Origin of the sequence: Peptoanaerobacter stomatis (assembly GCF_000238115.1) — a bacterium.
Classification (GTDB): domain Bacteria; phylum Bacillota; class Clostridia; order Peptostreptococcales; family Filifactoraceae; genus Peptoanaerobacter; species Peptoanaerobacter stomatis.
Map to the genome: position 1 here is coordinate 44,415 of NZ_JH414561.1, position 15,826 is coordinate 60,240.

At 30.8% G+C, this 15,826-nt stretch carries 10 protein-coding genes; all 10 read left to right on the plus strand.

Features of this window, described 5'->3' with window-relative positions; genetic code table 11:
- Positions 1-145: 145 nt before the first annotated feature.
- The 10 genes from trxB (at position 146) to HMPREF9629_RS09065 (ending at position 15,627) form a co-directional block, all read left to right on the plus strand.
- The gene (gene trxB, locus HMPREF9629_RS09020; protein WP_009526101.1) at positions 146-1,081 is read left to right on the plus strand and encodes a thioredoxin-disulfide reductase; all 936 of its coding nucleotides are present in this window, start codon (positions 146-148) and stop codon (positions 1,079-1,081) included.
- A gap of 39 nt (positions 1,082-1,120) precedes the next feature.
- Positions 1,121-1,882, plus strand: coding sequence for a TrmH family RNA methyltransferase (locus tag HMPREF9629_RS09025; RefSeq protein WP_009526102.1), 762 nt, complete (start codon positions 1,121-1,123; stop codon positions 1,880-1,882).
- 36 nt (positions 1,883-1,918) lie between these two features.
- A complete protein-coding gene (pheS, locus tag HMPREF9629_RS09030; protein ID WP_009526103.1) occupies positions 1,919-2,938 on the plus strand; it encodes a phenylalanine--tRNA ligase subunit alpha in 1,020 nt (339 codons plus the stop codon).
- Positions 2,939-3,295: 357 nt separating this feature from the next.
- Positions 3,296-5,671, plus strand: coding sequence for a phenylalanine--tRNA ligase subunit beta (gene pheT / locus HMPREF9629_RS09035; protein ID WP_009526104.1), 2,376 nt, complete (start codon positions 3,296-3,298; stop codon positions 5,669-5,671).
- 381 nt (positions 5,672-6,052) lie between these two features.
- Complete coding sequence (locus HMPREF9629_RS09040; RefSeq protein ID WP_009526105.1) at positions 6,053-6,502, plus strand: MaoC family dehydratase; 450 nt, start codon at positions 6,053-6,055, stop codon at positions 6,500-6,502.
- A gap of 405 nt (positions 6,503-6,907) precedes the next feature.
- On the plus strand, positions 6,908-8,884 hold the full coding sequence (locus tag HMPREF9629_RS09045) for an elongation factor G (RefSeq protein ID WP_009526106.1): 1,977 nt from the start codon (positions 6,908-6,910) through the stop codon (positions 8,882-8,884).
- Positions 8,885-9,265: 381 nt separating this feature from the next.
- On the plus strand, positions 9,266-10,480 hold the full coding sequence (locus HMPREF9629_RS09050) for a diaminopimelate decarboxylase family protein (RefSeq protein ID WP_009526107.1): 1,215 nt from the start codon (positions 9,266-9,268) through the stop codon (positions 10,478-10,480).
- Between the two features lie 76 nt (positions 10,481-10,556).
- The gene (gene nagA / locus HMPREF9629_RS09055; RefSeq protein ID WP_009526108.1) at positions 10,557-11,696 is read left to right on the plus strand and encodes an N-acetylglucosamine-6-phosphate deacetylase; all 1,140 of its coding nucleotides are present in this window, start codon (positions 10,557-10,559) and stop codon (positions 11,694-11,696) included.
- A 119-nt stretch (positions 11,697-11,815) separates the two neighbouring features.
- On the plus strand, positions 11,816-12,208 hold the full coding sequence (locus HMPREF9629_RS09060) for a PTS sugar transporter subunit IIA (protein ID WP_009526109.1): 393 nt from the start codon (positions 11,816-11,818) through the stop codon (positions 12,206-12,208).
- Between the two features lie 452 nt (positions 12,209-12,660).
- A complete protein-coding gene (locus HMPREF9629_RS09065; RefSeq protein ID WP_009526110.1) occupies positions 12,661-15,627 on the plus strand; it encodes an S-layer homology domain-containing protein in 2,967 nt (988 codons plus the stop codon).
- The last annotated feature ends 199 nt before the right edge of the window (positions 15,628-15,826 follow it).

Consider the following 15,826-nt stretch of genomic DNA (forward strand, 5'->3'; position numbering starts at 1 on the left):
AATATTAGTATTTATATGATATAAAAAAATAAAATTTATATAAAAAATTATGATTTTATATCTGTTTTATTAAACAAGTTTTAGCATAAGATAAAAATTTTAGAAGGGAGAATAGTTGATATTTTCATATCAATGAACAACAAATATGAAAAGCTATGACGTTATTATAGTTGGCGGAGGCTCAGCAGGACTTACAGCAGCAATCTACACATCAAGGGCAAAATTGAAGACATTAGTTTTAGAAAAAGCAGCTTTCGGAGGGCAGATATCAAGCACTATGGATGTTGAAAATTATCCGGGCTCTCTTGGTAATGAATCCGGTCAAGACATAATAAATAGAATGTATGAGCAGGCGGAAAAGTTCGGTACTGAATTTGTAAAACAGGAAGTAGTAGATTTTGATTTTTCCAATAAATTGAAACTTATAAAGACAAAAGAAGAAACTTTTGAATCCAAAGCCATTATACTTGCGCTTGGAGCAAATCCGAGGAAATTAGGAGTAAAAGGGGAAGATGAGTTTGCATCAAAAGGAGTATCGTATTGTGCTACTTGTGACGGTCCTTTTTTCAAAGATATAGAGATTTTTGTCGTAGGTGGAGGAGATACAGCTTTGCAAGAGGCTATATTTTTGACAAAATATGCATCAAAAGTTACAGTAATTCACAGACGTGATGAATTCAGAGCGTCCAAGATATTACAAGAGCGAGCTAAAAACAATGAAAAAATAGAGTTTAAAATGAGTTGCGTCATAGATGAAATAAAAGGTGACGGGTTAGTAAATGAGATTGTGATTAAGGAATTAAAAACGGGAAATATAGAGCAAATCAAGCCACAAAATGAATTTAACATACTTGGAGTATTTGTATTTACAGGTAATGTGCCAAGCACGAGCCTATTTGCAAAAGAATTCAAATTGGATGCTAACGGATATTTTGTAGCAGGCGAAGATATGAAAATTGCACAAGGAGTGTATGTGGCCGGAGATTGCAGACAAAAACGTTTCAGACAAGTTGTAACGGCAACTTCGGACGGTGCGATAGCAGCCCTTGAAGCCGGTACTTATATAGATGAAAATTTTTAATCAAAAAATTTATTAAATTTAAGAAAGTTATTTTTAAATATGAAAATAATACAATCAAGTGATAATAAATATATAAAACTTGTAAAATCTTTACAAAATAAAAAATATAGAGAAAAATACAATCTTTTTTTTGACGAAGGTGTAAAAAATATTGAACTTTCTTTGAAATCTGATTATATGATAAAATTTGTAATGATTAGAGAAGATTTTGTAAATGATGAATTGCTTGAAGCTTTAAGAGACAAAGTTGGAGATGAAAATATATTTTTTGTAAAAACTGCTGTATTCGATATAGTATCGGATACAGTAAATTCTCAAGGCATAATGGCAATATATGAAAAAAAAGAATTTTCTCAGCCTTTAAACAGTAAATACATACTTATCCTTGACAGATTACAAGATCCGGGAAATATAGGGACTATAATAAGAACGGCAGAGGCAAAAGGTATAAATGACATATACTACATTAAGGGCACAGCAGATTTTTTTTCACCAAAAGTTGTGAGAGCTACTATGGGTAGCATATATTTTATGAATATATTTATGCTTGATGACGTTCAAACGATTAAGGACTTAGGATATAAACTGTACTCAAGCTCTCTGAAAAATGCCGTTAATTGTGTAAATGCCTTTACAGATGATAAAATAGCACTTATAATAGGTAACGAGGCAAACGGAGTAAGCGATGAGCTGTTGTCAGTTTCAGATAAAAAGATAAAAATATCAATGCAAGGTAATGCACAGTCTCTCAATGTATCAGTTGCAACAGCTATGTTGATATATGAGATGACCAGAAAATAAAATTTATTAATTTAAAATATAAGGAAGTGTAATAATTTGAAAGAGCAGTTGCAAAAAATAAAGGAAGAATTCATCAAAGAAATGGAAAAATCAAGAGATAAATTATCTCTTGAAAACATAAGGCTTAAATATATTGGAAAAAAAGGCGAATTAACGGCAATCCTTAAACAAATGGGTAAGTTGTCGAGCGAAGAAAGACCTCTTATGGGAAAACTTGCAAATGAAGTAAGAGAAGAAATTGAAAAGAGATTGGAAGAATTTGCAAAAGCTTTAAAGCAATTAGAGCTTGAAGAAAAATTAAAATCAGAGTTCATAGATGTAACAATGCCGGTTAAACCAAGATTTACAGGCTCTCTTCATCCGTTATCAACAGTAACTTCTCAAATGGAAGACACATTTATGTCAATGGGATTTTCAGTAGTGGAAGGACCTGAAGTAGATACAATAGAAAATAATTTTGATGCACTTAATGCGCCTAAATACCATCCGTCAAGAGATATGACTGATACATTTTATCTGAACAATGATTTATTGCTTAGAACGCAGACATCTACAGTGCAAATAAGGACTATGAAAACTCAAAAACCGCCTATAAGAATGATTTCTCCCGGAAGATGTTTCAGATGTGATACTCCGGATGCAACGCATTCTCCTATGTTTCATCAACTTGAAGGCTTGGTTATAGATAAAGGAATTACATTTGCAAATTTAAAATATACATTGGAAGAGTTTGTAAGAAGATTTTTCGGCGACGATATAACAGTAAAATTTAGACCGCACAACTTTCCTTTCACCGAACCGAGTGCGGAAGTGGATGTGCTTTGCTTTAAATGTAAAGGTCATGGTTGTCCTACTTGCAAAGGTGAAGGATTTATAGAGATACTTGGAGCAGGTATGGTGCATCCGAATGTACTTAGAAATTGCAACATAGACCCTGAAATATACAGCGGTTTTGCATTCGGTATGGGTATAGACAGAATAACTATGATGAAATATGAAATAGAAGATATAAGATATATGTATGAAAATGATATGAGATTTTTGAAACAATTTTAGAAAAATATTATTAAAAATTTTTAATTAAGAATAATATGGTCTGTTAATTTTATAATTATAATTTAGAATGTAGATATTTTTTATTTTTATTATAAATTTTTAAATTTGTGTAAAAATGTCTATTGTTTCATAGCTTATAGTATTCAAATATTTATAATGATTCGTTGTTTTATATTAGTTATTTAATAATATAATTAGGATATAATACTAAAATCTTATATAATAATGGAAAATAATAACAATTAATTTTTCTGGTAGACTATGTATATTAATTTTATATAATTATACAAGTTATCCATAATTTTATTAGAAAATAGTATAAAATCCAAAGACTGTAATATTTTTGGAGGGTTGAATTTGAGAGTACCGGTAAAATGGATTAGAGATTATGTAGATATAGATATAAGTGCCAAAGAGTTGGCTGATGCACTTACAATGACAGGAACAAAAGCAGAGACGATAGAATATCTCGGTGAAGAAATATCAAATGTTGTTGTTGGCAAGATAATGAGTATAGAGAAACATCCTGATGCTGATAAATTACAGGTAACACAGATAGATGTCGGAAAAGATGAATTGGTGCAGATAGTTACAGGAGCACAAAATGTATCAGTAGGAGATGTAGTGTCCGTAGCATTACATAAATCAACACTTCCTGGCGGAATAAAGATAACAAAAGGCAAATTAAGAGGAGTAGAATCAAACGGAATGTTATGCTCCTGCAAAGAATTAGACGTAGAAGAAAAATATATGGATGAAAAATCTAAAAACGGAATATGGATTTTGAACAGTGATTTGAAAATAGGTCAAGATATAAGAGATGCTTTAGATTTGAAAGATGCCATAATAGAATTTGAGCTTACAGCAAATAGACCTGATTGTATGTCTATGATAGGTATAGCACTCGAGACATCATCAACTATAAACAAGCCTATAAATCTTCCTGAAAATAAATTTAATGAAATAGATGAGAAATTTGATTTTGAAGTAAGCTGTGAAGATGAAACTCTTTGTCCAAGATATATGCTCAGAAAAATAAAAGATGTAAAAATAGAGCCGTCACCTTATTTCATGCAAAGAAGATTGATAGAGGCAGGAGTAAGACCTATAAACAACATAGTAGACATAACAAACTATGTAATGCTTGAATACGGTCAGCCGATGCACGCATTTGATGCAAAAATGCTCGAAACAGATAGAATTGTTGTAAAAAGAGCAAAAGACGGAGAAAAATTTGTTACATTGGACGACGTTGAAAGACAGCTTGACAGCTCTATGCTTATGATAACAGACGGAATAAAATCGATAGCAATAGCAGGAGTGATGGGAGGACAAAACTCCGAGATAACAGATAATACAACTGAAGTAGTATTTGAATCTGCAAATTTTGAACAGGACAGCGTAAGACTTACATCAAAAAAATTAGGACTTAGAACAGACTCATCAAGTAGATTTGAAAAAGGTATAGATATACAAAGACCTGAGCTTGCAATAGAAAGAGCTTGCTATTTTATAGATAAATACGGTTGGGGGAAAGTAGTAAAAGGTCAAAAAGATACATTAAAAGAAAAAATAGAAAAAAGAGAAATAACAGTAAATGCAAAAAAAATAATAGCAAAATTAGGAAACGATATAGAAATAGAGCAAGTAATAAAAATATTGGAAAAACTGTTTTTTGAAGTATCAAGAAATGGTGACGAGCTGATTTTGAAAGTACCGTTTAACAGGAATGACATATGTATGAGTGATGATATACTCGAAGAAGTTGCAAGAATATACGGCTATAACAATATAATTTCAAAAAATATAACATCAACAATAACATTTGGAGAAAAAACACCTCAAAAAAGATTTGAAGACAGTGCCAAGACAGCATTAATGTCTAACGGCCTTACAGAAGTAATAACATATTCATTTATAGGTGAAAAAGACCTCGATATGATAAATTTTCCAAAACAAAATTTATTAAAGATAATAAATCCTCTTGGAGAAGACACTTCTATAATGAGAACCACTTTAGTACCGTCTATGATGAACGTTGTAAAAAGAAATTATAGCAGAAAAAATGAATTTTTTGCAGGTTTTGAAATAGGTCACATATTCATAAAAGAAGAAGATAAGATAGAGCCTACACAAAAGAAACAACTTGTAGGGGCAGTATATGGAGATAAAACAGATTTCTTTGATTTGAAATCTATGCTTGAAGGTGCTTTTGAAAATTTGGGAATTTTTGAAAGAAGATACGAAATTGAAAACACAAACGAGCTTTTTCACACTCAAAGATGTGCAAAAATATCTGTAAAAGATAATGTGATAGGCTATATAGGAGAATTGCACCCGATTATATTGGACAATTACGATATAAAAAAGAGAGTATATATGTTTGTAATAGATTTTGATATCTTATTTGAGAGCAAATTTGACGTGAAATTAGCTAAAAATGTATCAAAATTCCCTGCAATTAAACGAGATATAGCCTTCGTTATAGATGAAAAAGTGCTTTGCAATGACATACAAGACCTTATAGAACAAAACTCAAACGACATAGTTGAAAGTATAGAATTATTTGATATATACTCAGGCTCACAAGTGGAAAAAGGCAAGAAATCAATGGCATACTCAATAATATACAGAGGAAAAGACAGAACGCTTACAGATGAAGAAGTAAATCCTGTCCAAGAAAATATAATAAATAAACTAAAAGAAAAATTTGACGCATATTTAAGAATGTAGCGCTAAAAAATCAGGAGAAAAATAAGGTTACTTTTATTTCTCCTGATTTTTTTCTTTGTTAATATTATATTAGTTTAATACTATTTTCTAATAAAATTATGGACAACTCGTATAATTATATAACATTAATATAAATAGTCTACCAGAAAAATTAATTATTATGTTTTTCTATTATTCCATAAGATTTCCGTACAACGTTATATAATATTTTTGCTTTTATTATATTTAATTTTACTTAGATAATAAATTCTTAAAAACATTTATTATCTCCATAATTTATAAATATAAAGAAAATGCCAAAAAAACATTGTAAATAAAATAAAAATAGTATAAAATAAATGTGGTAAATGTTTTCTGATTTAAAAGAGTGGAGGTATAAATATGAATCCTTTAATTGATAATAACAGTTTAAATATGAGTGGATACAGTATAGATGAAATCCATGTAGGTATGAAGAAAAGTGTTTCAAAAACTATAACGGAATCAGACATATATACTTATGCAGGTATTATAGGAGATATCAATCCACTTCATGTTAATGAAGAATATGCAAAAAATACGAGATTTAAAACCAGAATTGCTCATGGTATGCTTACAGCATCGTTTTTTTCAACTTTAGTAGGTATGTGCATTCCCGGAGCGGATGCCATATATTTGGGGCAAACTCTCAAGTTTCTATTACCGGTGAAAATCGGAGATACTATAACAGCTACAGGCGAAATAACTAAAGTAGTGCCTGAGAAAAAAATAGCATATATGAAAACTACAGTTGTAAACCAAAGAGGTGAGCTTGTAATAGATGGAGAGGCAACTGTAATGGCAACTAAATAAAATACTATCATTAATAATAAAATAAATGTTTTTTTATATAATGCTCAAATATATTTTGCTTAGGGTATTTTTGCACAAATATTTTCAATTCCGCCGGCAAAACAATTTGAGCATATATTAATTTAATCAGGATTTAGTATAAGGCTGTAAATTAAATAAAAATGGGTATTGCTTTTTAAAAAAAATAATTATATAATAGTATTTATGAAAGCGTTTGATTATAAGGCTTAACTTATCTCATATAAATTTTTAAATTTATAATATTATTTTTAAATATAGGTTGGTGATTTTATCAGAACTTAATATATTTTATAATTTGCAAAAAAATTTATGATAATTAGTTAAATTTAAGATTATTCGCTTGATGAAAAAATAAATTCGCACAAATGAAGGGAGAACATTTTTATGAAGGTTTATGAATCAGACCAAATAAGAAATATTGCAATACTTGGACACTCAGGATCAGGAAAGAGTAATCTTATGGAGGCGTTCTTATATACAACAGGAAAGACAAATAGAATTTCAAAACCGACAGATCAAGTAAAAATTACTTCATCATTAGGGCTAAACGCTATAGAATGGAAAGATCATAAATACAATATCTTGGATACACCGGGATATTTTGATTTTGAAGGAGAAACTATTTCAGCTTCAATAGCTGCGGCATCTACAATAATAGTTGTTGATGCAACTACATCATTGCAGGTAGGAACAGACAAGGCATTGGAGTTTTCAGATAATTATAATTTTCCAAGATTTATATTTGTAAATAAAATAGATTCTGAAAAAGCTGATTATGAGAGAATATTGGATGAATTAAAAGAAAGATACGGCAAAAAAGTCGCACCTTTCCATTTACCATGGGGAAAAGCGGAAAATTTTAAAGGCTTTATAAATGTAGTTGACCTATTTGCAAGACAATATAATGGTAAAGAATGTGTCACAGTAGATATGCCACAAGATTTGCAAGCTGATGTTGAGAATGTAAGAGCTATGCTTATGGAAGCGGTAGCTGAAACTGATGAAGCATTGCTTGATAAATATTTTTCAGGAGAAGAATTTACATCAGAAGAAGTACATATAGGGCTTAGAAAAGGTGTAATAAGTGGAGATATAATACCTGTACTTTGCGGTTCAACAGCAAAAAATATAGGTCTGCACACATTACTTGACATGATAAATGATTATCTTCCATCACCTCTTGACAGAATGAAGAGAGATAAAACTGTATTTGATGGACAAATATTCAAAACTTTTGTAGATTCGTTCTTGGGTAGAGTATCATATGTTAAGATAAATCAAGGTGTATTAAAGCCTGATGTGGAAGTATATAATATAAACAAGAGAACTAAAGAAAAGATAGCAAAGATATATGTATCTACAAATGAAGGCTTGCAGGAAGTGGAAAAAGCTAACGCAGGAGATATAATTGTACTTGCAAAATTACAAACATCATTAACAGGTGACACATTAGCTGAAAAAGTTGACGCATCTGCATATGACTTGCCTGTATTCCCTAAACCACAGATGTTAGTAGCAATAGAACCTGTTAATAAAGGCGATGAAGATAAAATATCACAAGGATTGCACAGATTATTGGATGAAGACCCTTCATTTACTTGGGAAAGAAATGTAGAAACAAAACAAACAGTAGTAGGAGTGCAAGGAGATATACACATAAATTCACTAAAAGACAAATTAAAAGAAAAATTCGGTGTAGATGTTAGAATAGAAGACTTGAAAGTACCTTATAGAGAAACAATAAAAGGAAAATCAGATGTTCAAGGAAAACATAAAAAACAATCAGGCGGACACGGACAATATGGAGACGTTAAGATAAGATTTGAACATTCCGACAAACCGTTTGAATTTACAGAAGAATTATTTGGCGGTTCTGTACCTAAATCTTATGTACCTGCAGTAGAAAAAGGACTTATAGAGTCAATGGAAAAAGGTGTGCTTGCAGGTTTCCCTGTTACAAATATAAAAGCCACACTATATGACGGTTCATATCATGATGTAGACTCATCAGAAATGGCATTTAAGATAGCGGCATCATTAGCTTATAAGAAAGGTATGGAAGAAGCAAGACCTATATTGTTGGAACCTATAATGGATTTGAAAATAATAGTTCCTGAAGAATATATGGGCGATGTAATCGGAGATATGAACAAAAAACGTGGAAAAGTAATGGGTATGGAAGCATATAAAGGAAATAAACAAATTATAAGTGCACAAGCACCACAAGCTGAAATATTCAAATATGCAATAGATTTAAAAGCCATGACACAAGGACAAGGATATTTTGAAATGGAATTTGCAAGATATGATGAAGTTCCACAACAAATAGCACAAAAGATAATAGCGGACGCAAATAAATAAGACTACATTTATGAGATTGTTTTAAATTGATTTAATATAGCTATTACTAAAAAAGTAAAGATATTTTTTATTTAAAAAATTTCTTTACTTTTTTGCCCTTGTATAAGGATAAACACGATAAACTGATATAGATAATTCATATTAATACTAATATTCGGTTGATAAATGGATGCATTTATATAAGTTATTTTTTAAAGTATACTTAATTTTACTTATCTAACAAATTCTTAAAAATAAAAATATCCATTGTTATGTCAGAAATTAGTGTAAGAGTTCTATAAACGGTGTTATATTTTATTAAATTATTTTACATAGTTTTATTGGATTTTAGTATTTAAGCGTATAAATATTATAAATCTAACTTTTAAGGAGGCTTATATTATGATAACAAATGATATAATAATCGAGCAGTCAAAAAAATATGACAGTTTTTATTTATATAATGAAGAGGGGATTGTAAACAATATAAACAGATTGAAAAATAATTTTGTGGGCGTTGATTTTCTTTATTCTGTTAAGTGTAATCCACATACTTTAGTATTGGATACAATATTTAAAAATAAGATAGGTTCAGATGCAGCCAGCTTGAATGAAGTGCTTATAAGCAAAGAAAAAGGTGTATCTAAAGAAAACATATATTATTCAGCACCGGGAAAAAATAGAAAATCTATAGAACAATCCATAGATATAGCTGTTATAATAGCGGATAGCTTATCAGAGATAGAGCTTATAGATGAAATAGCAAGAAATAAAGGAATTGTAGTTAATATAGGAGTCAGAATCAATCCTGATTTTTCATTTACAGGAGATTTTGGCGGTTCATCAAAATTCGGTATAGATGAAGAACAATTCATAGAAAAATTTCCATCACTTAAAGAAAAGAAAAATATAAAAATAACAGGAATACATGCACACGTAAAAAGCCAAGAGTTAGAAAAAAACAATTTGGTAAATTACTACAAAAGAATGTTTAAACTTTCAGAAAAGATTCAAAATGTGCTTGGATATGAATTGGATTTTATAAATTTGGGTTCAGGAATAGGTATAACATATTCACCTGATGATGTAGAAATAGATATAGAAAGTTTAGCCAAAGAAACTGTTGGTATAATAAAATCATATAAAGAAAAATTTAAAAATACAAGAATATTTATAGAAACAGGAAGATATTTAGTGGGGAAAAACGGAATATATGTAACTAAGGTATTAGACAAAAAGTTTTCTCGTAAAAAGACGTATGTTATATTATCCAACACATTAAACGGCTTTGTAAGACCTTCAATGAGTAAAACTGTAATGAAATATGCAAGCTCATCACCGATGCCTTATGAACCTTTTTTTACTTGTGAAGATGCTTTTCAATTTAAAGCGTTGACAGATAGAAGTGATAGAGAAACTGTAAATCTTGTAGGAAATTTATGTACAGCTATAGATGTGATAGCTGAGGACATAAGCTTGCCAGTGCTCGAAAAAGATGATGTAATAGTAATCACAAATGCAGGAGCTTATGCATCTGTATTAACACCTATGCAGTTTTCATCACAGGAAAAACCTCCAGAGTTATTTTTAAATACAAAAAATGAGGTTATAGAGTAAACTTCCATAATAAACTTAATGAGATATATGAATTATTGAAAAACGTTAGATATAATAAAAAATCAGGAGATAAATAATGAGTGAGTTTTATATAAAATCAGATGAAATTTTCACATTAAATGGAGTTTTTTCAGGGTATATAAAGATAAAAGACGGAGTTATAGAAGAAATTTCAAAAGTTGCGGATGAGAGTATAGAGATAAAAGACTATACAGGTAAGATAGCAGCGCCGGGATATTTTGATACACATGTTCACGGATATGGGGGTCATGATATAATGGATGCTACAAAAGAAGGACTTCTTGAAATATCAAAGGGTATAGTGCAAACAGGAGTTACATCATTTTTGGCAACTACACTTACAGATACTACTGAAAAATTGGACAAAGCCTGCAAAAATGTAGGAGATAATAAAGATTTTTGTGAAGGAGCGAAAGTTCAAGGAATATTTTTGGAAGGACCGTTTTTTACTGAAGAATTTAAGGGAGCACAAAATCCTGATTATATGACAAATCCTGATATAAATAAATTGAGTAATTGGAAAAAACTTTCAAAAGGTCTTGTAAATAAAATTGCTATAGCTCCTGAGAGAGAAAATAGTGAGGAATTTATAAAAGATGCTTTAAAATTAGGTGTAAAAGTTGCGCTTGGTCACAGCAATGCAACATATGAGCAGGCTAAAAAAGCTGTAGATGTAGGTGCAAATATATTTGTTCACACATATAACGGTATGAGTCCGTTACATCATAGAAATCCTGGAATGGTAGGAGCAGCGCTTTCAACAGAAAACACATATGGAGAAGTTATATGCGATGGACACCATGTACATCCGGCAGCAGTAAAAGTTGTTATGAGAGCAAAAACTTATGATAACACCTTGCTTATAACTGATTGTATGATGGCAGGTGGAATGCCGGAAGGTGATTACAAATTAGGAGATTTTGATGTAAAAGTAGAAAATGGTACTGCAAGAATACAAAATGGTTCTCTTGCAGGTTCTATATTAAGACTTGATAATGCTGTAAAAAATATTGTAAAATGGGGATTAGCTTCACCTTTTGATGCAGTTAAAATGGCAAGCTTAATACCTGCAAAATCCGTAGACTTGGATGACAAGATAGGAAGTATAAGCGTAGGAAGATGTGCAGATATAAATATATTGGACAAAGATATGAATGTTCTTGAAGTGTATATTGACGGTGAAAGAAAGTTCTGATTATATAATATTTTAAATAAGTTTTAGTATAAAAAATTTTATAATATAAATTTGTATGACAATTTAATCGCAAGTGACTTATGTTTTAGCTACTACAAAATAAAAAAGGCGGGCAAAATATGTATGGAGTAATAATAGCAGCGCACGGAGGATATTCAACGGGCATATATAGCGGTTTGAAATTGGTGTGTGGAGAAATAGAAAACCTGAAAATTGTAGATTATTTAGAAAATCAGACATATGAGCAGTTAGATGCTAATTTGAAAAAAGCCTATGAAGAATGCAACGCTTATGAAGGAGTAATATTTATTGCAGATTTATTAGGAGGAATACCATTTTCAAGGTGTGCATTAAATTTTGGACATATAGAAAATGTCAGAGTTCTTGCAGGACTTAATTTTTCTATGCTTTATTCTGCGGCTGTAATAGAGCCTTCAGGTGATATGGATGAAGATATTGAAAATATATTGAATATGGGAAGAGCCGGCATAACGGTATATAAAGCAAATTAAAAATAGAAAAATTTTGTGGATGACAAAATTGCAGTGTATAAACCAAAAAAACTATTTATTAGTCAAGTTTTAAGATTAGTAAATAGTTTTTTGATTTTGTATGTTAATAGCTATATTTTACGAAACGGTAATACCATGACCTAATTAAACAGACATACAATAAAAATGCTGAATGAAATATATTTGAACATGGAATCTTTTGTTTATGTAGGAGTTAGCAATTCTGCACATTTTTGTATTTATAAAAAGTTAAAGTTACGTTTTATTGATGACGAACAATGTAAGGTATGTTATAATGTATTTTATTGTTTTATCGCTTAACGCAACTTAAATGGGTTTAAAATTATATTTTGCTAAGAATTTTACTTTCAGCTCAAAGGAATAACTAAAGAAATAGTCTATTCGGTCGATATTGTTTATAAGTCAAATTAATTAGAAAGGGAATACTGATAATGAGTAAAAAGATAAATAAAAGGAAGGCAATTGTGGAGAGTAAAAAAGGTATATATTGCACTTTACTTGCTACAGGACTATTATTGCAGACTTGTAGTTATCCTGTGTTTGCTGACACAGGTTCAAGCATATCAAACTTAGGGAGCATCTATGCCTTAAATACTTCACAAAGTGATTTGCAAATTCTAAATGATAGAATAGGAAAGCTTGAAGCACCGACTCAGGCAGAGGACGAAAATATTGTAATCAACGAGCACTCATTAAACCTTGATGTAGGCGATGAATTTCAGTTAAAACTCCTTGATTCAGATGGTACAGATGTAAATAATGTGGAGTGGTTTGTAAGAGTTAGGGTACCGCAGGATATTTTATACACTGCTGAAAGTTTCAGTAGGCTAAACGGAGTCAGTATCAGTATTAATGACGGACTTGTAAAAGCTAAAGCGCAAGGAAATGCTGAAATATGGGCAAAGAAAGGTGATGCCTTATATAAATGCGTAGTAAATGTAGAAAAAGAAAAAGATTCATTAGTTGAAAAAAAGGTAGAAGAAATAGCTGATAAATTCAGACATCTAAGCAGTGATGTTGACAAGCTTATGGCTGTACATGACTATCTCATAGATAATATAGAATACTCAAATGAACATATAGTTAGCTATGCCTATGGCGCATTAATAGAAGGAAAGGCAGTCTGTCAAGGATATTCACAGTCTTTTCAAAAAATTATAGACAATTTGAACATTGAAGGGCGTACACTAAAAGGATATAGTGTATTTAGCGGTGAATACCACCAATGGAACAGGGTAAAATTAGACGACGGTTGGTATTTTATAGACCTTACTTGGGATGATTTGCTTGAAGACCAATATAGAAGTTATAAATATTTTTTGATAAATAGTGACAATTTAGGAGTAAGCCATAGAAATTGGCATTCTTATGATGATGAAGTTGATGGTACTAAATATTTATATTATGCTTATAAAAAACAAGGTGTTCTTGCAAATAATGAAGAAGAACTTGAACAAGTGCTTAAGGCCCAGATAAATTCAAGTAATTCATCTAATATTACTGTAAGTGCAGCTATTCCAAAATCAATTCATTCAAGCACTATAATATCTACTATAAAAAGGATAACAGGCGGAAATCCGGATTTTAGAGAAGTAAATAGTGTAAGGGATACATTTGGAACTTATCAATTTTATTCGTATGAGGTTTCTCGTGTTCCATATAAACCGCAAAAAAATGTAAACTTAATAGAAATAAAACCTACGAATAATGTAAATGAAACTACAACTTCTGTAATGCTTACATTTGATGAAGATATAGACGATCTTACTGTAAATGATATAAGAATGGATGATGTTCATAAAACCGCCGTAAATAAAATAGATAACAAAACTTATGAGCTTGCATTTAAGGATATGATGTTTCAAAGTAGTAAAACCGTTCCTGTAGAAGTAAGCAAAAGAGGGTTTAATATAGCGAACAGCCGACAAAATGTATATATAAACATAGCAAAAGAAGAAAAACCAAATGTAATATTTAAAGCTACTGGAACTGAAGAAGGCGTACTTGAAAATGTTGAGAGCGGAATGAGATATGATTTGGGAGATGGAGTTTGGCATGATATAAATTCAAGCGATCCTGTAAATATCACAACAAAATTTCATGAGCCTATAATGATAATCAAACAAAGTACGACAGATTCAATACTACATTCAGATGTACAAAAGATACTTCCAAGAGAAACAGTAAGTCCTTTGGGGATAAAAGCTGTAGATAGTGTAGGAAATAAAAATAACGGCAAGATTCTCTATGTTAACAGAAAAATGGAATATAAGAAAAAAGATGCTCAAAATTGGACATCTTGCATTGGCAAAGAAGTAACAGGACTTTCAGAAGGTGAATATCTTGTAAGATATAAGCCTGACGGACTTAAACTTGCTTCACAAGCGGAAGAAGTTAAAATAAATGTAACCCCTGAAAATAATAATTCTAACGAATCTAATAATGGAAATGGCGGTTCATCATCACCGAATGCTCCTGAGCAATCAAGTGAAGAACAAAATAAACCAAATCCAAAACCTGACTCACAAAAACCGAGTCAACCAAGCGAAGAACAAAATAAGCCAAGCCAAAAACCACAAGATTCAAAGCTTGATTCTCAAAAAACACCGGAAGAACAAAAAGAGTCACAAAAGCCTAAGCAAAAAGAAGAAAAATTAAGTTCAGGTGCTTCAGGCGGTGGTGGAGGCGGTTCATCATCACCATCAAAACCTGTACAAAAACCTGCTCAAACTCCAACAAAAACTGTAACGCAGGAAAAAGTACAAGAAAAATCACAAATAAGTCAGTCGTATCAAGAAACATCAACAAAAGAAATAGAAGTATCAGATATAATGACTGTTAAAGAAGCAGAAATGACATTAAACAACCTAAAAGATACAAAACAAATAACATGGAGTAAACAAGCAGTAATAAAAGTAATACAAAAAGGAATAATGTCAGGAGATACAAACGGAAACTTCATGCCGAAAAAAAACGTAACAAGAGCAGAAGTAGCCCAAGTAATAGCAAACATAATAGGGAAAAAAGCACAAACGAAAATAGAAGTATCAGACGTAGACAATAACAAATGGTATGCAAAAGCAGTACAAACAGTATTAGAAAACAAAATATTCACACAAGACGAAAAAGGTAATTTCAGACCCGAAAGTAAGATAACAAGAGCAGAATTGTTCGTAGTAATAGCAAAATTAAAAGACATAAAACCGTTAGATAATACGAGAGCAAAAGAAGTATTGTCAAAATACACAGATTTAGGTTCCATACCATCTTGGGCAATAGGATACGCATCAGCATTGGTAGAAAAAGGGATAGTAAGCGGAGAAGATAATAAAATAAACGCAAATGATATGCTTACAAGAGAGCAACTTGCAACAATATTTGATAATGCAATAGAATAAATAGCGAAAACAAAACTGATACTATTATCCGCTTATACTAACACCTTTATAACACGTATCACTAAATATATATATTTAAATGTATTTGATTAATGAAATTGTGGGATTATACACATCAGGAGTGCTCCTAATCAAATACATTCAATCCAGCATTTTCATATATGCTTTTTTAAGTTAGATAATAGTATAACACAAAAAA